Below are 21538 nucleotides of genomic sequence, written 5' to 3'. Positions count from 1 at the left end.
GGCGTGAAAGGATCCTCCATGAGCGGCATCAACGACTACATCGACAATGAAGTGAAGAGCAACGACGTCGTCCTTTTCATGAAGGGCACGCCCGGTTTTCCGCAGTGCGGTTTTTCCGGCCAGGTCGTCCAGATCCTCGACTATATCGGCGCCGACTATAAAGGCGTGAACGTTCTGGACTCGGCTGAACTGCGCCAGGGCATCAAGGACTATTCCAACTGGCCGACGATCCCGCAGCTCTACGTCAAGGGCGAATTCGTCGGCGGCTGCGACATCGTGCGCGAGATGTTCCAGGCCGGCGAGTTGCAGGACTTCCTGGTCGAAAAGGGCGTGAGCGTCAAAGGCGCCGCCTGATTTCGGTTTCGGGCATTTCGGAACGACTGCGCTGAGCACCGGGGCGGCCCCACCTCGGCAATTTTTTTGTCTCTGACGTCGTATATCCCTAACGTCGGGACCAAGACGAGCCAATGCGCCGGCCCGGCGGCGCGTCTTCGTTTGAGAGATTGGACTTGCCGTGGACCAGCAATCGATAGCGCCGCAACGGGCAAGCAAAGTGCCCATTCCGCGCTGGGAGTTCATTGCGCTTTGCGCGGCGCTGATGGCGCTCAATTCACTGGCCATCGACATCATGCTGCCGGCGCTGCAGCAGATCGGCGCCTCGCTCGGCGTCGAGAATGAAAACCACCGGCAATATGTCGTCACCGCTTATATTCTGGGCTTTGGCGGCGGCCAGCTCTTCTTCGGCCCGATCTCGGACCGTTACGGACGCCGCTCGCCACTCGTCGCCGGCCTGATCATCTACGTGGCGGCGGCCGCCGCGGCCGCCATTGCGCCAAGTTTCGAAACCCTTCTGCTTTGCCGTGCCGTGCAGGGCGTTGGTGCAGCCGCCACCCGCGTCATCGCGGTTTCGATCGTGCGCGACACGTTCGAAGGCCGGCGTATGGCCGAAGTGATGTCGCTAATCTTCATGGTGTTCATGGCGATACCGGTCATTGCTCCCGGCATCGGTCAGTTCATCATGCTGTTCGCGACCTGGCATTGGATCTTCGTCACCATGGCCATCGGCGCCTTGATCGTCTCGGCATGGTCGCTGCTGCGTCTGCCCGAAACGCTGCATCCCGAATATCGCCGGACGCTAACGGTCTCCTCCATCCTCGGCGGCTTCCGCATCGTGCTCACCAACCGCATCGCGCTCTGCTATGCCTTTGCCAGTACTTTCATTTTCGGCGCCATGTTCGGCTTCATTGCCTCGGCGCAGCAAATCTACGTCAATATCTTCAACGTCGGCGAGATGTTCCCAGTGATCTTCGCCGGGGTCGCTGGCGTGCTCGCCTTCTCCAACTACCTTAACTCGCGTCTCGTCGGCCGGATCGGCATGCGCCGCCTGTCGCAGAGCGCGCTGCTGCTGTTTCTGGTCATCAGCCTGGCGTGGCTGGTCGTTTCGCTGGAAACGAAGATGCCGCTTTGGCTGTTCATCACCTTCTTTGCCGGCGCCATGCTTCCGTTCGGTGCGCTTGGCGCCAATTTCAACGCGTTGGCCATGGAGCCGCTCGGTCAATTGGCCGGCACGGCGTCGTCAATCCTGGGTTTCATGCAGACGTTTCTCGGCGGCATTCTCGGTACGCTGATCGGTCAAGCTTTCAACGGAACGGTGACGCCGCTTGCCGCCGGCTTCTGCAGCGTCTCGGTCGCGGCGCTGTTGATGATTCTTCTTGCCGAGCGCGGCAAGATGTTCCAACCGCACAACCCACCCGTTTCAGGGCACATCACCGACCTGCATTGAATTGTCGTTTGCGCTTGTCGTTGTCCCAAGCCACGGCACACTCTGGGCGACACGCTTTCGAGCGAGATGCATCAGGATGAGCCTACGAGGGCTGCCGTAAAGCGAGGAGCAAGCATACGTCCTGCGATTGCCTCGCCCATGCTGTCTGAAACGGGCAACGGCAAGGCCTTGTCGAGGGCCTCAAGAATGGAAGCGACGAAGGCGCGGCTGAGCGCGTCGTCGCCTCCCAGTTTGGAGTAGGTGGCGCGAGGTTTGCCAATCAGCGTACCGTTTCGGCGAAGCGAAAAACGCAATGTCAGGGACATGCCTGCTGTTCCAGGCGGCGGCTGCCAACAAGCGAAGATCGCGGCGGACATCTCCTTTATCGTATCGACAGGATCGGGACTGCGGCATGGGCGCTGCTGCGATCTCGCCTGGTTGGAGCCAACAACCAAGGTGATGGCGAGGGCTGCTGCAACAATCGTGGACCGAGACTTCATCTACGGAACCCTCTCGATTGGCATGAAATTGCATCAATCTGTCGGTCGCACAACCCGGTCGATCCTACTCCGCCCAGAGCTCGCGGCGTAGCTCCTGCCAGCTTTCCTTGTCTGGCGCCACCAGCAGGCCGCCACCGACATGCGCCGGCAGATAGGCGCTGCCGTCGAAACGCGCGGCATGGCCGCCGGCTTCGGCATGGATCAGCACACCGGCGAGATGATCCCAGGGCATCAGCTTGTTGTAGACGACGAAATGGCCGTGGCCGCTCGCCAGCAGGCGGTATTCATGCGCGGCGCAGCGATAGTTGAATTGCGACAGCGTCTTGGTCTGGTTGCAGGCCAGCCGCGTGCGCTCGGGCTCCGCCATGTACTGCCAGGAGACCGCACCGGTCATCTGTGAAATCGGCGCGGGCGCGGCAACCCGCACGTTCTCCAGCGCGCCGTTTGCGTGGCGGATATGGCTGCCGGCACCCTTGGCGCCAATCAGCCAGTCCTTGCCGACTGGATCGTGGATGATGCCGGCGACCGTCTCCCCCTTGACCGCGACGCCAAGCATCACGCCGAACAGGGGCACGCCGGATGCGAAGTTGAACGTGCCGTCGACAGGGTCGATGACGAAAGCCAGATCGGCATCGCCCAGACCGTCGAGCAGCGCCGGATTGTCCGAACAGGCTTCCTCGCCGATAACCATGGCCGAGGGATAACGCTGGCGCAGCCGCGCGGTGATCAGCCGTTCGGCATTGACATCGGCCTCCGTGACTAAGTCGGCGGCCGAAGTCTTCTGACGGATGTCGCCATCGCCCAACCGGCGAAAGCGGGGCATGATTTCGATGTCGGCCGCCTCGGCCAGCAGGCTGGCCAGCCAGTCGATGGCGTTATCATCAAATGTCATCGGAAGCGTCTTGTCCTGTGATGAGGGTTTGGTTCAGGGCGGCAAAATCGAACAGGTTCCTGTCAAGCAGATGCGATGGTCGGGTGTTGGACAGCGCGCGGATCATCGTGTCCTTGCGGCCGGGCATGCGTCTTTCTATGTCCTCCAGCATCGCCTTCATGGCGTTGCGCTGGAGGCCTTCCTGGCTGCCGCAGAGATCACAGGGAATGATCGGAAACCGCATCGCCGCTGCGAATTTCTCGAGATCTGCTTCGGCGCAGTAGCTCAGCGGCCGCAGCACCATGACGTCGCCTTCGTCGTTGAGCAGTTTTGGCGGCATGGCGGCAAGCCGGCCGCCATGGAAGAGGTTCATGAAGAAGGTTTCGAGAATGTCCTCACGGTGGTGACCAAGCACCAGCGCCGAGCATCCCTCCTCGCGCGCGATGCGATAGAGATGGCCGCGCCGCAGCCGCGAGCAGAGCGAGCAATAGGTGCTGCCTTGCGGCAGCTTGTCGGTGACGACTGAATAGGTGTCCCGGTATTCGATGCGGTGGGCGATACCATTGGCGTTGAGATAATCGGGCAGGATGTGCTTGGGAAAATTCGGCTGGCCCTGGTCGAGATTGCAGGCCAGCAGTTCAACCGGCAGCAGGCCACGCCATTTGAGATCGAGCAGCATTGCGAGCAGCCCGTAGGAATCCTTGCCGCCCGACAGCGCGACCAGCCAGCGCTCGCCCGGCTTGACCATCGAAAAATCCTCGATCGCCTGACGAGTCAGCCGCAGCAGCCGCTTGCGCAACTTGTTGAACTCGACCGAGGACGGCACATCGGCAAACAGCGGGTGGGAGCCGCCTTCGGCGCCCGGTTCAAGCGTCTCGATGTCTGGCTGCATGTTCATGGCGCGGCGGCTCCGGAATGTGACGTCCGCACGGATTAGCGCATCGGTCGGAAAATCGAAACGCCAAAGCGGATGAGCGAAACAAAAAGGCCGCCTCGAGGGGCGGCCTTTCGATGGCATGGCAAAGGATGTTCGCTTAGCGCGAATAGAATTCGACGACCAGGTTCGGCTCCATCTGGACGGCGAAAGGAACGTCCGACAGGCCCGGGATACGCCCGAAGGTCGCGACCATCTTGTTATGATCGACCTCGATGTAATCAGGCACATCGCGCTCGGCGAGTGCGACCGATTCCAGAACGATCACCAACTGCTTCGACTTCTCGCGCACTTCGACGACGTCGCCCGGCTTGCAACGGTACGAGCCGATGTTGACGCGCTTGCCGTTGACGTTGATGTGGCCGTGGTTGACGAACTGACGGGCGGCAAAAATGGTCGGCACGAACTTGGCACGGTAGACGACCGCGTCGAGACGCGACTCGAGCAGGCCGATCAGGTTCTCCGAGGTATCGCCCTTGCGGCGGTCGGCCTCTTCATAGACCTTGCGGAACTGCTTTTCCGAAACGTCGCCATAGTGACCCTTCAGCTTCTGCTTTGCGCGCAGCTGCAGGCCGAAGTCGGAAAGTTTGCCCTTGCGGCGCTGGCCATGCTGGCCGGGGCCGTATTCACGCTTGTTGACCGGGGACTTCGGGCGGCCCCAGATATTTTCGCCAAGACGGCGGTCGATCTTGTACTTCGCGGATTCGCGCTTGCTCATCGCATTCCCTTTCAAAACAACACACCCGGAACCTCATGGTCCGGGTGAAGGAAACGCGCCCTCCTCTGGCCTCCGTTTTCGAGACCTGACAGGGTTTTCCCACGCAACGCGGCGGAAAACCCACGGGACACGTCAGTTCAAACAAGACCAGAGACAACCAGGGTGACTGATCTTGCGTATACAAACAAACACCGGACATCGCTGCCCGGCGTTGGCGGCTGATTAAACCGAGATTTAACCGGTGTCAAGCTTATGACTGGCACCAGGCAGGACAACGATATAGCGTTTCACGCGTTGATGCAGTGCCGGATGTGGCGGGAGGTTGTTGCGCCAACGGCACCAGGAAGGGACTGGAGCGAGAGGAGCGCAATTCTTATGAAGAAATTCTTCCTTACCCTGGCAGGCGCCGCGGTGCTTGCGGGTTCGATGGCGGTGGCACCGGAACCGGCAATGGCCCGCCACTGGCACGGGCATAAACAGGTCTGCCGCGTCATCGTGAAGAAGAGGGTGGTGTGGCGGCATGGTCACCGCCGGGTGATCGTCGAAAGGGTGCGGCGCTGCCACCGTTGGTAGCCTAGCCGAGAATTTTAGCCTCTGACACGAAGCCCGCGGTGCGCTGCGGGCTTTGGTCTGTTCGGGCTACGTCCTTCAAATGCAGCCGACAGGATTTCAGTGTTTCGACTTCTTCTCGGGAAGTCCCTTGCGCTTCGTTTCGGCGAACTCCTCGAGCTGCTTCTCGCTCATGGAATCGTACATCCCCTTGGAAGCGCCCTTGAGTTCGCTCTTTTTCGTCTCGCCGCGCTTGGCGGAGAGTGCGGCTCCGGCGGCTTTTTGCTGGGCTTTCGAGGTGGCTGGCATGGCCGTTCTCCTTCATCGTCCTGTCGGAGAAAACGCAACGCACACGCCAATGTTCCGCAGATCAGGCGACCGCCAGTCCGAACCCCTGCATGAGGCGGCTGACGGCGAAATCCGCCTTTCCGGAGGTAAAGATGGCGATATCAGGCTCGCCCTGCGGCAGCGACCCATCAAGCGGCGTCAGCAGCGAAAGGGCTCGCCGGGCGATCGCTTCGGCCGGATCGATCCAGTCGACCGGCCATGGCGCGGTCTTGCGCATGCGGTTGACCAGAAACGGGTAATGCGTGCAGGCCAGCACCACGATGTCGGTCCTGAGACCGTCATGTTCCATGAAGCAGGGCGCGATCTCGGCGCGCACGGCCTCCTCGTCGACAAAGCCCTCGCGCATATAGGCTTCGGCAAGCCCCGCCAGCCTGTCGCTGCCGACCAGACGGACATGGCATTTCTGTGCCCATTTGCTGATCAGGTCGCGCGTGTACTGCCGCTTCACCGTTCCGGGTGTCGCAAGCACCGAGACCAGGCCCGAACGCGTGCGCTCAGCCGCCGGCTTCACCGCCGGCACGGTGCCGACAAAGGGATGGCCAGGAAATCTGTCGCGTAGCGCATCGATCACCAGTGTCGAGGCGGTGTTGCAGGCGATAACGGAAATCGCCGGCGCAAACCGGTCGAGCAGTCTGGCAAAGAGATCGAGTATGTGGGTCCGCAGCGCCGGCTCTTCCCAGGCACCGAAAGGAAAGGCCGCATCGTCCGCGACATAGATGAAGCGCCGGTCCGGCATCAGGACGCGTGCCTCGCGCAGCACTGTCAGCCCGCCGACGCCGGAATCGAACATCAGGATCGGCCGGTCAGTCATTGTCGGTTCCCTTGCCACCCAGCGGCGGCGTGTCGTTGTCGCCGCCATTGGCGTCGGGCGCCGGACGATCGACATCCGCCTTGCGCGCGCGTGCAGCCGCGGCAGGCAATCGTCTCGGATCGTCGCCCGGAGAGCCGTCGCCGCGCGGCATGGCCGGTGAAAACCTGTCGAGGGAGGAAATGATACCGCGCAGCACCTTCAGTTCCGGCTCGGCGAAGCCAGCCCGCGTCAGCACTGCGCGCAGATTGTCGACCATCTTCGGCTTCTTCGGTGCCGGGCGGAAGTAGCCGCGCGCTTCGAGCGCGCCCTCCAGATAGGCGAACAGGCCGTGCAGTTCTTCCTTGCTTGCCGGCTTCATGTCCGGACCCGCAAAGTTGGTTTTGGTCTCGTCTTCCAGGCCGGACTTCATCCACTCGTAGGACATCAGCAAGGCCGCCTGGGCGATGTTGAGGGAGGAGAAATCAGGATCGACCGGAAAGGTGACGATCTCGTCGGCGAGGCCAACCTCGTCATTGTAGAGGCCGAAGCGCTCGCGGCCGAACAGGATGCCTGTGCGCTGCCCCATTCCGTGACGGGCGCGCAGCACCCTGCCCGCCTCCACAGGGCCGCGCACGGCTTTGAAGCCATCCCGCTGCCTGGCCGTGGTCGCGAAAACAAAGTTCAGGTCGGCAAGCGCCGAGGCCAGATCGTCGAACACGGTGACGGCATCGATGACATGGTCGGCGCGGCTGGCCGCGGCGCGCGCCTTCTCGCTTGGCCAGCCGTCGCGCGGATTGACCAGGCGAAGTTCGGACAGGCCGAAATTGGCCATGGCGCGGGCGACCATGCCGATGTTCTCGCCGAGCTGCGGCTCGACGAGGATGATCGCCGGACCGGCGGCTGAAGCGTTATCGGGATCTTTGGTGACGGGCATGATTGTCAATGAACTGCTGTTTGCGGCATTTCAGCGTCCCCTGCCATATTTGGCCGCTAAAATGAAGCATTCGCAAATGGCGACCGCCCAGGCTCCAATTCGTGACCGATCGCCGTTTGCGCGGCCAAAAGCGCTTTGATATACGGGCGGCATCCCCCGGCCGAATGCCATGCTGGCAAGGCCGTTCATTCCCAGCAACGAGGCATTCTTTCCATGGCGAAGATCAAGGTGGCGAACCCGGTCGTCGAACTCGACGGCGACGAGATGACCCGCATCATCTGGCAGTTCATCAAGGACAAGCTGATCCACCCTTATCTCGACCTGAAGCTCGAATATTACGACCTCGGCATCGAGCACCGTGACGCTACCAACGACCAGGTGACCATCGATTCGGCCAACGCCATCAAGAAATATGGGGTCGGCGTGAAATGCGCGACGATCACCCCCGACGAGCAGCGCGTCGAGGAATTCAAGCTGAAGAAGATGTGGAAGTCGCCGAACGGCACCATCCGCAACATCCTCGGCGGCACCATCTTCCGCGAGCCGATCATCATGAAGAACGTGCCGCGCCTGGTACCCGGCTGGACCAAGCCGATCATCGTCGGCCGTCACGCTTTCGGCGACCAGTACCGCGCCACCGATTTCCGCTTCCCCGGCAAGGGCAAGCTGACGATCAAGTTCGTCGGCGAGGACGGCCAGGTGATCGAGCATGACGTGTTCGACGCGCCTGGCGCGGGCGTCGCCATGGCCATGTACAATCTCGACGAGTCGATCCGCGAGTTCGCCCGGGCCTCGCTGAATTATGGCCTGCTGCGCAACTATCCGGTCTATCTGTCTACCAAGAACACCATCCTCAAGGCCTATGACGGCCGCTTCAAGGACATCTTCCAGGAGGTCTACGAAACCGAATTCGAGGCCGAGTTCAAGGCGAAGAAGCTGTGGTACGAGCACCGCCTGATCGACGACATGGTCGCGTCCAGCCTGAAATGGTCGGGCGGCTATGTCTGGGCCTGCAAGAACTATGATGGCGACGTGCAGTCCGACACGGTGGCGCAGGGTTTCGGCTCGCTCGGCCTGATGACCTCGGTGCTGATGACGCCGGACGGCAAGACCGTGGAAGCCGAAGCCGCGCACGGCACCGTCACACGCCACTATCGTCAGCATCAGAAGGGCGAGGAAACCTCGACCAACTCGATCGCCTCGATCTTTGCCTGGACGCGTGGGCTGGCCCACCGCGCCAAGCTCGATGACAACGCCGAACTGAAGCGTTTTGCCGAGACGCTGGAAAAGGTCTGCATCCAGACCGTCGAGTCCGGTTTCATGACCAAGGACCTTTCATTGCTGATCGGCCCCGACCAGCCCTGGCTCTCGACCACCGGCTTCCTCGACAAGATCGATGAGAACCTACAGAGGGCGATGGCGTAACTCCGAATTTCCGCATGCCGAAGGCTCCGAAAGGAGCCTTCGCTTTTTTGGCCAACGAGAGCAAAGCGATGGCTGGCAGCGTGACCAAACCGGTGCTCTACGGCGCGGATTACAGCGTTTACGTACGCATCGCACGGATGGCGCTGGAGGAGAAGGGCATCGACTACGGGCTCGTACCGCTCGACATCTTCGCCGCTGATGGCATTCCGGCGTGGTATCTTGAGCACCATCCGTTCGGCCGTATCCCGGCTTTCGAGCACGATGGTTTCCGTCTCTTCGAGACCAGTGCGATCGCGCGCTATGTCGACGAGGCGTTCGACGGTCCGGCGCTTCAGCCGGCGGATGCGCGTGGCCGCGCCAGGATGGGCCAGATCATCGGCATGCTTGATGCCTATGCTTATCGGGCCATGGTCTGGGACGTGGCGGTTGAACGGCTGGAAAAGGCAACGCCCGATGAGAACTTGGTCGCCGACGGCCTGCGCCGGGCGGAGACGGTCCTCAAGGTGCTGGCTTCGCTGAAAGCCGAAGGACCATGGCTGCTTGGCGACCAGCTGACGCTGGCCGATCTGCACGCGGCGCCGATTATCGGCTATTTCGTCAAGGTTGCCGAAGGACGCGAGCTGCTCGCCCGTTTCGCTGACATAAGCGACTGGTATGGGCGCATCGCCGCTCGCCGGAGCTTTGCCAGAACCGAGAAGGTCGGCTGATCCGGCGACGGCCGCAATCGTGGTCCCGCCCTCGAAGCAGGCCGATCGCTTGGGGCCGTCGACGCCAGCGCTGCCCCTCATCGCCCTGCCGGGCACTTCTCCCCGTATAGTGACGGGGAGAAGGATGATGTCATCGATGATTTCGCCAAATCGCCGGCGTTTGCAAAAGAAAGTGCCGAGTGTGCCACAGGTCTCTTCTCCCCGTCACTATACGGGGAGAAGGTGCCGGCAAGCGGATGAGGGGCAGCGCCACCCCTCAATACAAAGCAATTCGCCCCGAAGCGATTGCCCAACCTTAATCGATCATGCGGCTTCGAGCGCCGCCCTCACCGCCGCGATCGCGTCATTGGCCTTCGACGCGTCCGGGCCGCCGGCCTGCGCCATATCGGGCCGGCCGCCACCGCCCTGCCCGCCCAACGCGGCGGACGCCACGCGCACCAGATCCACAGCGCTGAAGCGGCCAACGAGATCATCGGTGACGGCGACGACGACGCTCGCCTTGTTGTCCTCGCCGGCGCCGACGAAAACGACGACGCCGGAGCCGAGCGATGTCTTGCCGGCATCGGCCAGCGGCTTCAGATCCTTCGGCGAAACACCGGATACCGCCTTGCCGAGGAAGCCGACGCCCGCGACCACTTCGTTTTCAGCTGGCGCGCCAGCCCCCGCACCGCCGCCCAGCGCCAGTTTCTTGCGCGCTTCGGTCAGCTCCTTCTCAAGCTTCTTGCGTTCCTCGAGCAGCGCCTCGACACGCGCCGGCACGTCGGCCGGTGAAATCTTCAGCGTTGCCGCCGCCGTCTTCAGCCGCCGGTCCTGCTCGTCGAGATGCTTGCGCGCGGCTTCACCCGTCAACGCTTCGATGCGGCGCACGCCGGCAGCAACCGCGCCGTCCGACACGATGCGCACCAGGCCGATATCGCCGGTCGCCCTGACATGCGTGCCACCGCAGAGCTCGACCGAATAGGGCCGGTTGGCCTTGGCGCCATGCAGGCCGGTGCCCATCGACACGACGCGCACCTCGTCGCCGTATTTCTCGCCGAACAGCGCCATGGCGCCCTCGGCAATGGCGTCGTCGACCGACATCAGCCGCGTGGTCACCGGGCCGTTCTGCACGACGATTTCGTTGGCCATGCGCTCGACTTCTTCGAGTTCCTCGGCCGAGATCGGCTTGTTGTGCGAGATATCGAAGCGCAGGCGCTCGGGCGCGACCAGCGAGCCCTTCTGCGCGACATGGGTGCCCAGCACTTCGCGCAGCGCCTCGTGGATGAGATGCGTCGCCGAATGGTTCGCGCGCAGCTTGGAGCGCCTGTTATGGTCGACCTTCAATTCCACGGCGGCGCCCAGCTTGACCGTGCCATTCGTCACCTTGCCGATATGTACGAACAGCCCATCCGCCTTCTTCTGCGTATCGGAGATTTCGATCGAGAAGCCCTCGCCCGAGATAACGCCGGTGTCGCCCATCTGGCCGCCGGATTCGGCATAGAACGGCGTCTGGTTGACGACCACGGCAATCGCCTCACCCTTGCTGGCGCTGTCGACGGTCTTGCCGTCCCTGACCAGCGCCTGGACCAGGCCCTCCGCCTGTTCGGTCTCATAGCCGAGGAATTCGGTGGCACCGGTCTTCTCGCGGATCGGGAACCAGACCGTCTCGGTCGCGGCCTCCCCGGAGCCTGCCCAGTGTGCACGCGCCTCGGTCCTCTGCCGCTCCATCGCATCGGTGAATCCGGCAAGATCGACCGAGATGTTGCGCTGCCGCAGCGCGTCCTGCGTCAGGTCGAGTGGGAAGCCATAGGTGTCATAAAGTTTGAACGCCGTCTCGCCGTCGAGCATGTCGCCGGCATGGAGCTTTTCTGTCGCCTCCGACAGCAGCCCAAGCCCGCGCACCAGCGTCTTGCGGAAGCGGGTCTCCTCGAGTTTCAGGGTTTCGGTAATCATCTCTTCGCCGCGCACCAGCTCGGGATAGGCCTGGCCCATCTCGCGCACCAGCGCCGGCACCAGCTTCCACATCAGCGGATCGCGGGCGCCGAGCAACTGCGCATGGCGCATGGCGCGGCGCATGATGCGGCGCAGCACATAGCCGCGGCCTTCGTTCGAGGGCAGCACGCCGTCGGCCACCAGGAAGGAGGACGAGCGCAGGTGATCCGCAATGACGCGGTAGGACGCCACCGTTTCCGCGTCGGGAGCGCGCCCAAGCGCCGAGGATGCAGCATCGATCAGGTGCCGGAACAGGTCGGTCTCGAAGACGCTTTCCACCCCTTGCAGGATGGAGGCCATGCGCTCCAGGCCCATGCCGGTGTCGATCGACGGGCGCGGCAGGTCGATGCGCTCCTCCTTCGTCACCTGTTCGTATTGCATGAACACCAGGTTCCAGAATTCGAGAAACCGGTCGCCGTCTTCCTCGGGACTGCCAGGAGGTCCGCCCCAGATGTGCTCGCCACGATCGATGAAGATTTCCGAGCACGGCCCGCAGGGACCGGTGTCGCCCATCGCCCAGAAATTGTCCGAGGTCGCGATGCGGATGATGCGATCGTCCGAGAACCCGGCGATCTTTTTCCAAAAGCCGGCCGCCTCGTCGTCCGTATGATAGATGGTGACCAGCAGCTTGTCCTTCTTCAGCCCGAACTCTCGGGTGATCAGGTTCCAGGCAAGCTCGATGGCGCGCTCCTTGAAATAGTCGCCGAAGGAGAAATTGCCGAGCATCTCGAAAAAGGTCAGATGGCGCGCGGTATAGCCGACATTGTCGAGGTCATTGTGCTTGCCGCCGGCGCGAACGCTTTTCTGGGCGGTAGTGGCGCGCGAATAGGTCCGCTTCTCCAAACCGGTGAAGACGTTCTTGAACTGCACCATGCCGGCATTGGTGAACATCAAGGTCGGATCGTTGCGCGGCACGAGCGGGCTCGAGGCCACGACCTCATGGCCCTCCTTGCGGAAATAGTCGAGAAATGTCGACCGGATCTCGTTCACGCCACTCATGACTGCTGCCTTTTCGCGAAAACCGCCGGCACAGCCGGCGGAAACTGGTCTCTGCTTCTTAGAAAATAGACTTGGCCTTTTAGCGGGCACGCCCGACCCTGTCCAGAAACACGGAATTGGCCAATCCAGGAGCTTGGCGGGCTCGCCAAAACGAAACCGCCGGCGCGAAGGCCGGCGGTTTGGAACGCGGTACTAAAGAACTCGGTTACTTAAGCATCAGGTGAAAGGCTGAATTCATGGCCGAACTCTGGCCATCGCCCTACATCGCGCCGGCTTCGTCCTCAAAACCATCGTCCCCACCTTCAGAGCCACCATTTTCAAGGAATTTCTCGGCGATCAATCCGGCGTTCTGCCTGAGCGCCAGTTCGATCTCGCGCGCGGTGTCGGGATTGTCGCGCAGGAACAGTTTTGCATTCTCGCGGCCCTGGCCGAGGCGCTGCGAATTGTAGGAGAACCAGGCACCCGACTTTTCGACCACGCCGGCCTTGACGCCAAGATCGACCAGTTCGCCGGTCTTGGACACGCCCTCGCCGTACATGATGTCGAACTCGACCACCTTGAAGGGCGGCGCCAGCTTGTTCTTGACCACCTTGACGCGGGTCTGATTGCCGACGACCTCGTCGCGGTCCTTGACCGAGCCGATGCGGCGGATGTCGAGGCGCACCGATGCATAGAATTTCAAGGCGTTGCCGCCCGTGGTGGTTTCGGGCGAACCGAACATGACGCCGATCTTCATACGGATCTGATTGATGAAGATGACCATGGTGTTGGAACGCGAGATCGAAGCGGTCAGCTTGCGCAGCGCCTGGCTCATCAGCCGGGCCTGCAGGCCGGGCAGCGAATCGCCCATCTCGCCTTCGATTTCGGCACGCGGCGTCAGCGCCGCCACCGAATCGACCACCAGCACGTCGATGGCGCCGGAGCGCACCAGCGTGTCGCAGATCTCCAGCGCCTGCTCGCCGGTGTCGGGCTGCGAAATCAGGAGGTTTTCAAGATCGACGCCGAGCTTGCGGGCATAGACCGGATCGAGCGCATGCTCGGCATCGACGAAAGCGCAGATGCCGCCCTTTTTCTGGGCTTCAGCCACGGTGTGCAGCGCCAACGTCGTCTTGCCCGAGCTTTCCGGCCCGTAGATCTCGATGATGCGGCCGCGCGGCAGGCCACCAACGCCAAGCGCGATGTCGAGGCCAAGCGAGCCGGTCGGCACCGTTTCGATCTCGACGACCTGCTCGTTGGCGCCGAGCCGCATGATCGAGCCCTTGCCGAACGCCCGCTCGATTTGCGACAGCGCCGCATCCAGAGCCTTTGATTTGTCCACTGCCTTATCCTCTACAAGCCGCAAAGTATTCTGAGCCATGATACATCACCCCTTGGTCGTCAATGAAGGCCGGACAATCCGCAATCCCTGTCATTTTGTACCTTTTTTGTTCTCATTTGGCAAGGGGAGACAACCAACTGAAAAGTAAGAGATATCCTGATCTGTTCTTTTTTTGTCTCGCAGACCGAGGCAGAAATGTCCTCCGCGTTGGGCCAGATGGCTTGATTGTATCGATCCGTCGAATCGCTGCCTTGCATGCGAAGCTCTGTCGCGCAGTGTAGCGCTTGTGCGGCGCCAACAACAAAGGTCATATCGCCGCCATGGTGAAATCCGCAAAGATATTGGCCGTGGGCGGCGCCCATATCGATCGCCGTGGCCAGGTGGCCGGCCCGTATGTGCCGGCGGCGTCCAATCCCGGCACAATGCGCGAGGACGTCGGTGGCGGCGTCTTCAACGCGCTGCGCAGCACGGTGCGCCGTGGTGTCTCGGCTTCGCTGCTGTCCGTGCGTGGCGGCGATGCCGCGGGCGATACCGTTTTACGTGCTATAGGAGAAGCAGGCATTACAGACCTGTCGGCAGTGTTCCTCGACCGCACCACGCCGAGTTACACGGCGCTGATCGACCGCGAGGGTGAGCTGATCGTCGGCTTTGCCGACATGGCGCTCTATGACCTGGCGTTTCCCAAGCAAATCAGGCGCTCCAAGGTGCGGGAGGTGGTCGCCGATGCCGATGCCATCCTGTGCGATGCCAATCTGCCGGCGTCGGCTCTGGTGCGGCTGGTCTCGCTCGCCGCCGGCAAGCCGGTTTTCGCCATTGCCATTTCGCCGGCCAAGGTGACGCGGCTGATACCGGTGCTTGGCGAACTGGCGCAGCTCTTCATGAACCGGCGAGAGGCCGTCGTGCTGGCTGGCGTCAATGCAAATGCCGCCGAGCGGGAAATGATCGACGGGTTGCGATGCAGCGGGCTTGCCAGCGGCGTGGTCACGGCAGGCAGCGCGCCGGTGCTGGGCTTTGATGAAACAGGCGCTTTTTCGATCCTGCCGCCTGCCCCGAGGAAAGTCGCCGATGTCACCGGCGCCGGCGACGCGCTGGCGGGCGCGACGGTCGCGGCGCTGCTGCGCGGTCTGCCCTTGCGCAAGGCCCTGCGCGAAGGCATTGCGGCGGCGACGCTGGCCATCGAAAGCGCCAACGCCGTGCCCGAATTCACCGCGGCAAGCTTCGCGGAAGCACTGGCCCTTGTGCCGGATGCGCGGGAAGTGGCATGAGACCGGCAAATTCATAGCGCCGCAGTGATGATTACGCGTCCTGGTGGATGCGCCGCGATTGGAGATTCGAGATGACCCCAGAGACCGCCCACCCCTTCATCGATGTCCATGCTCCCGTGGCGCAAGCCCTGGCCGCCGGGCGCCCGGTGGTGGCGCTGGAGAGCACCATCATCACCCATGGCATGCCCTACCCCGACAATGGCGCCATGGCGGCCAATGTCGAAAAGATCATCAGCGATGGCGGTGCCGTGCCCGCCACGATCGCCGTGGTTGGCGGCCGCATTAAGATCGGTCTTTCCGACGGCGAGCGCGAATCGCTGGCCATGACCGGCGATGCGATGAAGCTGTCGCGCGCCGACCTCGGTTTTGCCGTCGCGCAAGGGCGCACGGGCGGCACCACGGTCGCCGCGACCATGATCGCTGCGCACATGGTGGGGATAAAAGTGTTCGCCACCGGCGGCATCGGCGGCGTGCATAAGGGGGCCGAAAAGAGTTTCGATATCTCGGCCGACCTCGATGAGTTGGCGCGCACACCGGTCATCGTCGTCTCGGCCGGCGCCAAGGCCATCCTCGATATCGAAAAGACGCTGGAGGTGCTGGAAACGCGCGGCGTGCCCGTGGTTGGCCATGGCTGCGAGACAATGCCGGCCTTCTGGTCGCGGCAATCGCCGTTCCGCGCCCCGTTGACCTTGCACAAGCCGGAAGACATCGCGCATTTCTACAAGACGCGGGCAGCGCTCGGTCTCGGCGGTGGCATGCTGATCGCCAACCCGGTGCCCGAAAATCATGAAATCCCGGCGGAAGAGATGGCTGGCTATATCGAAGCAGCACAGAAGGCGGCCGAGGCGCTCAACGTGAGCGGCAAGGCGGTGACGCCGTTCCTGCTCGGAAAAATCCTGGAACTCACCGACGGCCGAAGCCTGAAGACCAACATCGCACTGGTCGAGAACAATGCAAGGCTGGCTGCCGAGATCGCGGGGGCGCTGTAGGTTCCGCGACCGTTATTTGCCCGCGCGCCGCCCCGCTTCATAGGCGCGGCGCGCCCAGACCGTCATTTCGTCCGGGTCGTCAAAAGCGCTGTCGGGAATGCTCCAATAAGGCATGGCGACCAGCTTGCCGTGGCGCGAACCGGTATAGGCCCATTGCCGGCAACCGGCGGCTTCGAAGTCGGGCGCGCTTTGCTCGTCGGCCTTGAGCAGCAATTCGCCGCGCAGCACGATGGCGACGATCACGCCATCGAAATAGATGCCCTTGCCGCCGAATAGCCTGCGGATGCTGACCGGGCCGAGGCCTTCGAACAGTTCAGCGATTCGTTCATTGTCCATGCCGCGATCATGTCATCGGCATTTGACATTGTCATCGCACAACCAAATCATGCTGACGGGTTGGGAACATTTCGTCGGAGTTTTTATCATGCCGATTCTGCTCAAGGGGTCCTGCCGCTGCAATGCCGTGCGTTTCGAGGTGGAAAGCCATACGCCCGTGCCGTTCATGCTCTGCTACTGCTCGATCTGCCGCAAGCAGCAAGGCGGCGGCGGGTTCGCCATCAATCTCGGCGCCGACTACAAAACGCTCAACATCAGGGGCAAGAGAAGCCTCGGCGTCTATCGGGCCGAGATCGAGGATGACGAGCATCCGCAATGCGAAATCTCGACGGGGGAACGCAATTTCTGCCGCAAATGCGGGGCGGCGTTGTGGCTCTACGACCCGACATGGCCGGATCTGGTACATCCCTTCGCCTCGGCGATCGACAGCGACCTGCCGAAACCACCTGAAAAGGTGCACCTGATGCTGAAATACAAGGCGACCTGGGTAGAGCCCGATGTCGGCAAGGGCGACAAGACGTTCGACGTCTATCCCGAGGAATCGATCGCCGACTGGCACAAGCGGACGGGGATGTGGGTCGAGTAGCGTTCTTCGCCCGTTTACGGGGCGAAGATGCCGGCAAGCAGACCGCGCAAATGTTGGAGAGGCTGGCGCTGCCCCTCATCCGGCGCTTCGGGCCGTTCGTCATTCGAAAAAGCCAAGCACTTGGCTTTTCGCCCGCTGCGCGGACCATTCCTCTCCTCCCCGTAAACGGGGCGAAGGAAGTGCTTTAGGCCGAGGCACGCGCCTCTGCCAGCGCCTTCAGGTCGGCCGGCTTCAGCTCGACCGATTCGCCGCAGCCACAGGCCGAGCTCTGGTTCGGGTTATGGAAGGTGAAGCCGGTGCGCAACGTCGTCTGCTCGAAATCCATCTGCGTGCCGAACAGGAACAACGCCGCTTCCGGCGCGACATAGACGTGCGCGCCATCGCGCTCGATGTGGTCGTCCTTGGGATTGGGCTCGGTCACCAAGTCGACCGTGTATTCCATGCCGGCGCAGCCGCCCTTCTTGATGCCGAGGCGGATGCCATGCGCGTTCTCGCGTGTGGCGACGATCTCGCGCACCCGCTCGGCGGCCTTTTCGGTCATCGTGATGACGGCAAAGCGTCCCATTCTTTTTCCTTCTCCATTCCGTGCAGGTTCAAGGCCTGCCGAATGATTCTCACCTAAAATGGTGAAGTTTTATCCATGGTGCAAGTGTGCCAGGCTCAACGCTAGTACCAGCCCACCGCCACCTGTGCCTCTTCCGACATGCGGTCGGGCGACCAGGGCGGATCGAAGGTCATGTTGACCTCCACACCGGACACGCCTTCGACCGCCCCAACCGCATTCTCGACCCAGCCCGGCATTTCGCCGGCCACCGGACAGCCGGGCGCGGTCAATGTCATGTCGATCTTGACCGAGCGGTCGTCCTCGATGTCGATCTTGTAGACGAGGCCAAGCTCGTAAATGTCGGCCGGAATTTCCGGGTCATAGACGGTCTTCAGCGCCGAAACGATGTCGTCGGTCAGCCGCGCCAGTTCGTCGGCGGGAATGGCCGAGGCCGAGACAACGCTGTTGGCGCCGGCTTCCGGGGAGGTTTCGGCAGTGGTGCTCACATCATCCATGGTCCTCACCCGAAAAATTTGCGCGCTCTTTCAAGCGCCTCGGCCAAAGCGTCGACTTCGGCCCTGGTATTATACATGCCAAACGATGCCCTGCATGTGGAGGTTACGCCAAAGCGTTTCAACAGCGGCTGGGCGCAATGGGTGCCGGCGCGCACTGCCACGCCCTGCCTGTCTATCACCATCGACACGTCATGGGCATGAATGCCCTGCAGCTCGAACGAGATGATGGCGCCCTTGCCCGGCGCGTCGCCGAAGATGCGCAGCGAATTGATGGCGCGCAACCGTTCATGGGCATAGTTCTTGAGGTCTTCCTCATGCGCGGCGATGCGTTCCCGACCGACAGAGTCCATGTAGTCGAGCGCGGCACCCAGCCCGATCGCCTGCACGATCGGCGGCGTGCCGGCCTCGAAACGATGCGGCGGGTCGTTGTAGGTGACGATGTCTTCCGTCACCTCCTCGATCATCTCGCCGCCGCCCATGAAGGGGCGCATGCTCCCGAGAATGTCCTTCTTGCCGTAGAGCACGCCAATGCCCGAGGGGCCATAGACCTTGTGACCGGTGAAGACGAAGAAATCGCAATCGAGATCCTGGACGTCGATCGGCATATGCACGGCGCTCTGGCTACCGTCGACGAGCACTGGAATGCCGCGCGCATGCGCGATGCGCACGATCTCCTTGATCGGCGTCACCGTGCCCAACGCATTCGACATCTGCGTGATGGCGACAAGCTTTGTCCTGTCGGTCAGCCGCTTTTCGAATTCCTCGATGTGGAAGACACCGAGATCGTCGACCGGCACCCAGACCAGCCTGGCGCCCTGGCGCTCGCGTATAAAATGCCAGGGAACGATATTGGAGTGGTGCTCCATGATCGACAGCACGATCTCGTCGCCCTCGCCGATATTGGGCATGCCATAGCCATAAGCCACCGTGTTGATCGCCGACGTCGTATTCGAGGTGAAGACGATGTTTTCCGTGCTTGGCGCGTTGAGGAAGCGGCGCACCGTCTCACGCGCCTTCTCATAGGCATCGGTCGCGGCATTGGACAGGAAATGCAGGCCGCGATGGACGTTGGCGTATTCCTGGGAATAGGCGTGCTGGATCGTATCGAGCACCACCTGCGGTTTCTGCGCCGAAGCGCCATTGTCGAGATAGACAAGAGGCTTGCCATAGACTTCCCGCGACAGGATCGGAAAGTCGCGGCGGATCGCCTCGACGTCGTAGGAGATTGTTTCGACTTTCTGGTCCATCACAAGCTCTTCCGAGGCATCGCCTCATTCCATCCAGCACCCCTCAACCGTCTCGGCGCTTCGCGCCGATCCACCTTCTCCCACAAGGGGAGAAGGGAGGCACTACCCGTGCGTCACAAACCACTCGTCAAGCCGCGCTTCCAGCGCCTCGACGATCGTCTCGTCATCCATCTCCTCGATCACCTCGGCGACGAACGCTTTCACCAGAAGGCCCCGCGCGGTCTTCTCGTCGACGCCGCGCGCCATCAGGTAGAACAGATGGTCGTGGTCGATCTCGGTGACTGTCGCGCCATGGCCGCAGACGACGTCGTCGGCGAAGATTTCGAGTTCGGGCTTGGTCGAGAACTCGCCATCGTCCGACAGAAGCAGCGTGTTGCAGGCCATCTTGGCGTTAGTCTTCTGCGCATATTGATGGACGTTGATGCGCCCCTGGAAGACACCGCGCGCCTTGCCGGTGACGACATTGCGGATCACTTCCGTCGACGTCGTGTGCGGCACGGCGTGGTCGAGCACCATGGTGACGTCGGTGTGGCTGTCGCCCGCCAACAGGTTGATGCCACGCAACTTGAAGTCGGCGCCCTCGCCGGTGGTCTTGATCACGATCTCCTGGCGCACCAGTCTCCCGCCGGCGTTCATGACGAACAGCGTCAGCTTCGCGTTCTTGCCGATATGGGCCTTGAACTGCGCCAGATGCGTGGCCGTGTCCGGCTGCTCCTGCACGATCAGCCAGGTCACCTCGGCGCCCTCGCCAAGCACAAGCTGGCTCACCGAGCTGACCAGCGCCACGCCCTCACCTGCCTGACGCTCGACTATAACCGCCTTGGCGCCAGCGCCGACGCGTACAGGTAAACGCACATGGGTCTGGCCGCCTGCCTGCAAATTCTGCAATTCGAGCGGCTTTTCCAGCTCGGCGCCGTCGGCAATGTCGATGAAATAACCGTCGGCGACAAAGGCCGTGTTCAGCGCGCCGATAGCGTCGTCGCTGCCATAGGGGGCGAGGCCCGGCGCAATGCTGCCGTCGGTCAGCTTTTCCGACAGGCGCTGGACGCTCACGCCCTCGACAACCGGCGCCTTGGCGCTCGACACGCCGTTCAGCATGGCCAGAACCGTCGAGCCTTCAACGATTGGCGCAATGGCTTTCGCCGCGGCGGCCGGATCGAAATCCGGAACCGTATTCAACAGCCGGCGCAGATCGGTGTAGTGCCAGGATTCGACGCGCCGCGTCGGCAGGCCGTGCTTGATCGCTTCGATGGCATCGTCGCGCTTCAGCATCACCGCGCCGTCACCCGGCAGCAGGGACAGCCGGTCCCCGAACGCATCGATCAGCGCTGTCTCGGCCGGCGTCCGCTGCGGTTGTGTGTGCATATTCATCAGTCTTGCCTCTGCCATTTCACGCGGCTTCGCCGATCACGCCGGCATAGCCGTTGGCTTCGAGGTCGAGCGCCAGCGACTTGTCGCCCGACTTGATGACCTGGCCCTTGTAGAGCACGTGCACGCTGTCGGGCACGATGTGCTCGAGGAGCCGCTGGTAGTGGGTGATGACCAGGAAGGCCCGGTCGGGCGAACGCAGTGCGTTGACTCCGTCGGACACGATCTTCAGTGCATCGATGTCGAGGCCGGAATCGGTCTCGTCGAGCACGCAGAGTTTCGGCTCCAGAAGCTTCATCTGCAGGATCTCGGCGCGCTTCTTCTCGCCGCCGGAGAAACCGACATTGAGCGGCCGCTTGAGCATGTTGATGTCCATGTTGAGCGAGGCGGCGGCTTCCTTCACGCGCTTGAGGAATTCCGGGATTTTCAGCGGCTCCTCGCCGCGCGCCTTGCGCTGCTCGTTCATCGCCACCTTCAGGAATTCCATGGTCGCCACGCCTGGTATCTCCATCGGATACTGGAAGGCGAGGAAGATTCCGGAAGTGGCGCGCTCGGCCGGATCCATTTCGAGGATCGACTGGCCGTTGTAGAGGATGTCGCCCTCGGTCACCTCGTAGTCCTCGCGGCCGGCGAGGATGTAGGACAGCGTCGATTTGCCCGAGCCGTTCGGGCCCATGATGGCGGCGACCTCGCCGGCTTTCACGGTCAGGTTCAGACCGCGGATGATTTCGGTGCCGTCATCGACGATGCGGGCGTGCAGGTTCTTGATCTCAAGCATTTTTCGTCCGTTTCAAAAAGTTTCCGTTCAGCGCCACTCGGTTCAGGCTTTGACGAACGATATGATTGCGCCAGTTAGGGCAAG

Annotated in this window: 23 protein-coding genes; 8 read left to right on the top strand and 15 right to left on the bottom strand. The window is 62.3% G+C overall.

Annotation, left to right across the window (positions count from 1 at the left end; translation table 11 throughout):
• Window positions 1-18 precede the first annotated feature (18 nt).
• Complete coding sequence (grxD, locus tag FJ958_RS02350) at window positions 19-354, top strand: Grx4 family monothiol glutaredoxin (protein ID WP_095806028.1); 336 nt, start codon at window positions 19-21, stop codon at window positions 352-354.
• Window positions 355-559: 205 nt separating this feature from the next.
• Complete coding sequence (locus FJ958_RS02345) at window positions 560-1783, top strand: multidrug effflux MFS transporter (protein WP_181176263.1); 1224 nt, start codon at window positions 560-562, stop codon at window positions 1781-1783.
• 71 nt (window positions 1784-1854) lie between these two features.
• On the opposite strand, the gene FJ958_RS02340 is transcribed toward FJ958_RS02345, so the two are convergent.
• The 4 genes from FJ958_RS02340 to rpsD all read right to left on the bottom strand — a co-directional run bounded on the left by FJ958_RS02340 (window position 1855) and on the right by rpsD (window position 4785).
• Window positions 1855-2262: a cell envelope integrity protein TolA gene (locus tag FJ958_RS02340; protein ID WP_140738878.1), complete on the bottom strand. Its 408-nt coding sequence runs from the start codon at window positions 2260-2262 to the stop codon at window positions 1855-1857.
• A gap of 64 nt (window positions 2263-2326) precedes the next feature.
• Entirely contained in the window at window positions 2327-3154 is an 828-nt protein-coding gene (locus FJ958_RS02335; RefSeq protein ID WP_140738875.1) for an inositol monophosphatase family protein, read from the bottom strand.
• Window positions 3144-4031, bottom strand: a complete 888-nt coding sequence (gene ttcA / locus FJ958_RS02330; protein WP_140738872.1) for a tRNA 2-thiocytidine(32) synthetase TtcA — start codon at window positions 4029-4031, stop codon at window positions 3144-3146. Before ttcA ends, FJ958_RS02335 begins: the two co-directional genes overlap by 11 nt.
• A gap of 136 nt (window positions 4032-4167) precedes the next feature.
• A complete protein-coding gene (rpsD, locus tag FJ958_RS02325) occupies window positions 4168-4785 on the bottom strand; it encodes a 30S ribosomal protein S4 (protein ID WP_140609390.1) in 618 nt (205 codons plus the stop codon).
• Between the two features lie 375 nt (window positions 4786-5160).
• On the opposite strand from rpsD, the gene FJ958_RS02320 reads away from it, so the two are divergent.
• Window positions 5161-5358: a hypothetical protein gene (locus FJ958_RS02320; RefSeq protein WP_140506376.1), complete on the top strand. Its 198-nt coding sequence runs from the start codon at window positions 5161-5163 to the stop codon at window positions 5356-5358.
• 96 nt (window positions 5359-5454) lie between these two features.
• Here the strand turns inward: FJ958_RS02320 and FJ958_RS02315 are convergent, their stop codons facing one another.
• The 3 genes from FJ958_RS02315 to FJ958_RS02305 all read right to left on the bottom strand — a co-directional run bounded on the left by FJ958_RS02315 (window position 5455) and on the right by FJ958_RS02305 (window position 7406).
• A complete protein-coding gene (locus FJ958_RS02315) occupies window positions 5455-5643 on the bottom strand; it encodes a DUF3008 family protein (RefSeq protein ID WP_140738869.1) in 189 nt (62 codons plus the stop codon).
• A 61-nt stretch (window positions 5644-5704) separates the two neighbouring features.
• Window positions 5705-6493 carry a glutamate racemase gene (murI, locus tag FJ958_RS02310; RefSeq protein ID WP_140738866.1) on the bottom strand — a complete coding sequence of 263 codons (789 nt, stop codon included), beginning with the start codon at window positions 6491-6493 and terminating at the stop codon, window positions 5705-5707.
• Window positions 6486-7406 (bottom strand): RNA methyltransferase, encoded by a 921-nt coding sequence (locus tag FJ958_RS02305; protein ID WP_140738863.1) that lies wholly within the window; start codon window positions 7404-7406, stop codon window positions 6486-6488. Before FJ958_RS02305 ends, murI begins: the two co-directional genes overlap by 8 nt.
• A 213-nt stretch (window positions 7407-7619) precedes the next feature.
• Between FJ958_RS02305 and FJ958_RS02300 the strand changes: the two genes are divergently transcribed.
• The gene (locus tag FJ958_RS02300; RefSeq protein ID WP_140738860.1) at window positions 7620-8831 is read left to right on the top strand and encodes an NADP-dependent isocitrate dehydrogenase; all 1212 of its coding nucleotides are present in this window, start codon (window positions 7620-7622) and stop codon (window positions 8829-8831) included.
• A 68-nt stretch (window positions 8832-8899) separates the two neighbouring features.
• Window positions 8900-9538 (top strand): glutathione S-transferase family protein, encoded by a 639-nt coding sequence (locus tag FJ958_RS02295; protein ID WP_181176255.1) that lies wholly within the window; start codon window positions 8900-8902, stop codon window positions 9536-9538.
• A 303-nt stretch (window positions 9539-9841) separates the two neighbouring features.
• On the opposite strand, the gene alaS is transcribed toward FJ958_RS02295, so the two are convergent.
• Window positions 9842-12508 carry an alanine--tRNA ligase gene (alaS, locus tag FJ958_RS02290; protein WP_140738857.1) on the bottom strand — a complete coding sequence of 889 codons (2667 nt, stop codon included), beginning with the start codon at window positions 12506-12508 and terminating at the stop codon, window positions 9842-9844.
• Between the two features lie 259 nt (window positions 12509-12767).
• The gene (recA, locus tag FJ958_RS02285) at window positions 12768-13865 is read right to left on the bottom strand and encodes a recombinase RecA (RefSeq protein WP_027028105.1); all 1098 of its coding nucleotides are present in this window, start codon (window positions 13863-13865) and stop codon (window positions 12768-12770) included.
• A gap of 281 nt (window positions 13866-14146) precedes the next feature.
• Here recA and FJ958_RS02280 point away from each other — a divergent pair, with 281 nt between their 5' ends.
• Both FJ958_RS02280 and FJ958_RS02275 read left to right on the top strand, forming a co-directional pair.
• On the top strand, window positions 14147-15091 hold the full coding sequence (locus FJ958_RS02280) for a carbohydrate kinase family protein (protein WP_140738855.1): 945 nt from the start codon (window positions 14147-14149) through the stop codon (window positions 15089-15091).
• Window positions 15092-15162: 71 nt separating this feature from the next.
• Entirely contained in the window at window positions 15163-16080 is a 918-nt protein-coding gene (locus FJ958_RS02275) for a pseudouridine-5'-phosphate glycosidase (protein ID WP_140738852.1), read from the top strand.
• Window positions 16081-16092: 12 nt separating this feature from the next.
• Here FJ958_RS02275 and FJ958_RS02270 read toward each other — a convergent pair whose 3' ends face one another.
• Window positions 16093-16416, bottom strand: coding sequence for a TfoX/Sxy family protein (locus FJ958_RS02270; protein WP_140738849.1), 324 nt, complete (start codon window positions 16414-16416; stop codon window positions 16093-16095).
• Between the two features lie 88 nt (window positions 16417-16504).
• Between FJ958_RS02270 and FJ958_RS02265 the strand changes: the two genes are divergently transcribed.
• The gene (locus tag FJ958_RS02265) at window positions 16505-17002 is read left to right on the top strand and encodes a GFA family protein (RefSeq protein ID WP_140738846.1); all 498 of its coding nucleotides are present in this window, start codon (window positions 16505-16507) and stop codon (window positions 17000-17002) included.
• Window positions 17003-17186: 184 nt separating this feature from the next.
• Here FJ958_RS02265 and sufA read toward each other — a convergent pair whose 3' ends face one another.
• The 5 genes from sufA to sufC form a co-directional block, all read right to left on the bottom strand.
• Complete coding sequence (sufA, locus tag FJ958_RS02260) at window positions 17187-17567, bottom strand: Fe-S cluster assembly scaffold SufA (protein ID WP_140738844.1); 381 nt, start codon at window positions 17565-17567, stop codon at window positions 17187-17189.
• A gap of 101 nt (window positions 17568-17668) precedes the next feature.
• Entirely contained in the window at window positions 17669-18061 is a 393-nt protein-coding gene (locus FJ958_RS02255; protein WP_140738842.1) for an SUF system Fe-S cluster assembly protein, read from the bottom strand.
• A gap of 5 nt (window positions 18062-18066) precedes the next feature.
• Window positions 18067-19308, bottom strand: coding sequence for a cysteine desulfurase (locus tag FJ958_RS02250; protein WP_140738839.1), 1242 nt, complete (start codon window positions 19306-19308; stop codon window positions 18067-18069).
• Window positions 19309-19410: 102 nt separating this feature from the next.
• Window positions 19411-20679 carry a Fe-S cluster assembly protein SufD gene (gene sufD, locus FJ958_RS02245; RefSeq protein WP_140738836.1) on the bottom strand — a complete coding sequence of 423 codons (1269 nt, stop codon included), beginning with the start codon at window positions 20677-20679 and terminating at the stop codon, window positions 19411-19413.
• 19 nt (window positions 20680-20698) lie between these two features.
• Window positions 20699-21454 (bottom strand): Fe-S cluster assembly ATPase SufC, encoded by a 756-nt coding sequence (gene sufC / locus FJ958_RS02240; protein ID WP_140609427.1) that lies wholly within the window; start codon window positions 21452-21454, stop codon window positions 20699-20701.
• Window positions 21455-21538: the final 84 nt, after the last annotated feature.

It is taken from the genome of Mesorhizobium sp. B2-3-5 (assembly GCF_006442395.1).
Classification (GTDB): domain Bacteria; phylum Pseudomonadota; class Alphaproteobacteria; order Rhizobiales; family Rhizobiaceae; genus Mesorhizobium.
The sequence above is the reverse complement of the archived record's forward strand: the minus strand, read 5'-3'. Positions and strand labels throughout refer to the sequence as shown.

What these genes read in the sequence shown, in the direction of transcription:
- grxD (WP_095806028.1), top strand. Translation starts at nt 19, where the DNA reads ATGAGCGGCATCAACGACTACATCGACAATGAAGTGAAGAGCAACGAC.
- FJ958_RS02340 (WP_140738878.1), bottom strand. Translation starts at nt 2,262, where the DNA reads ATGAAGTCTCGGTCCACGATTGTTGCAGCAGCCCTCGCCATCACCTTG.
- FJ958_RS02335 (WP_140738875.1), bottom strand. Translation starts at nt 3,154, where the DNA reads ATGACATTTGATGATAACGCCATCGACTGGCTGGCCAGCCTGCTGGCC.
- ttcA (WP_140738872.1), bottom strand. Translation starts at nt 4,031, where the DNA reads ATGAACATGCAGCCAGACATCGAGACGCTTGAACCGGGCGCCGAAGGC.
- rpsD (WP_140609390.1), bottom strand. Translation starts at nt 4,785, where the DNA reads ATGAGCAAGCGCGAATCCGCGAAGTACAAGATCGACCGCCGTCTTGGC.
- FJ958_RS02320 (WP_140506376.1), top strand. Translation starts at nt 5,161, where the DNA reads ATGAAGAAATTCTTCCTTACCCTGGCAGGCGCCGCGGTGCTTGCGGGT.
- FJ958_RS02315 (WP_140738869.1), bottom strand. Translation starts at nt 5,643, where the DNA reads ATGCCAGCCACCTCGAAAGCCCAGCAAAAAGCCGCCGGAGCCGCACTC.
- murI (WP_140738866.1), bottom strand. Translation starts at nt 6,493, where the DNA reads ATGACTGACCGGCCGATCCTGATGTTCGATTCCGGCGTCGGCGGGCTG.
- FJ958_RS02305 (WP_140738863.1), bottom strand. Translation starts at nt 7,406, where the DNA reads ATGCCCGTCACCAAAGATCCCGATAACGCTTCAGCCGCCGGTCCGGCG.
- FJ958_RS02300 (WP_140738860.1), top strand. Translation starts at nt 7,620, where the DNA reads ATGGCGAAGATCAAGGTGGCGAACCCGGTCGTCGAACTCGACGGCGAC.
- FJ958_RS02295 (WP_181176255.1), top strand. Translation starts at nt 8,900, where the DNA reads ATGGCTGGCAGCGTGACCAAACCGGTGCTCTACGGCGCGGATTACAGC.
- alaS (WP_140738857.1), bottom strand. Translation starts at nt 12,508, where the DNA reads ATGAGTGGCGTGAACGAGATCCGGTCGACATTTCTCGACTATTTCCGC.
- recA (WP_027028105.1), bottom strand. Translation starts at nt 13,865, where the DNA reads ATGGCTCAGAATACTTTGCGGCTTGTAGAGGATAAGGCAGTGGACAAA.
- FJ958_RS02280 (WP_140738855.1), top strand. Translation starts at nt 14,147, where the DNA reads ATGGTGAAATCCGCAAAGATATTGGCCGTGGGCGGCGCCCATATCGAT.
- FJ958_RS02275 (WP_140738852.1), top strand. Translation starts at nt 15,163, where the DNA reads ATGACCCCAGAGACCGCCCACCCCTTCATCGATGTCCATGCTCCCGTG.
- FJ958_RS02270 (WP_140738849.1), bottom strand. Translation starts at nt 16,416, where the DNA reads ATGGACAATGAACGAATCGCTGAACTGTTCGAAGGCCTCGGCCCGGTC.
- FJ958_RS02265 (WP_140738846.1), top strand. Translation starts at nt 16,505, where the DNA reads ATGCCGATTCTGCTCAAGGGGTCCTGCCGCTGCAATGCCGTGCGTTTC.
- sufA (WP_140738844.1), bottom strand. Translation starts at nt 17,567, where the DNA reads ATGGGACGCTTTGCCGTCATCACGATGACCGAAAAGGCCGCCGAGCGG.
- FJ958_RS02255 (WP_140738842.1), bottom strand. Translation starts at nt 18,061, where the DNA reads ATGGATGATGTGAGCACCACTGCCGAAACCTCCCCGGAAGCCGGCGCC.
- FJ958_RS02250 (WP_140738839.1), bottom strand. Translation starts at nt 19,308, where the DNA reads ATGGACCAGAAAGTCGAAACAATCTCCTACGACGTCGAGGCGATCCGC.
- sufD (WP_140738836.1), bottom strand. Translation starts at nt 20,679, where the DNA reads ATGAATATGCACACACAACCGCAGCGGACGCCGGCCGAGACAGCGCTG.
- sufC (WP_140609427.1), bottom strand. Translation starts at nt 21,454, where the DNA reads ATGCTTGAGATCAAGAACCTGCACGCCCGCATCGTCGATGACGGCACC.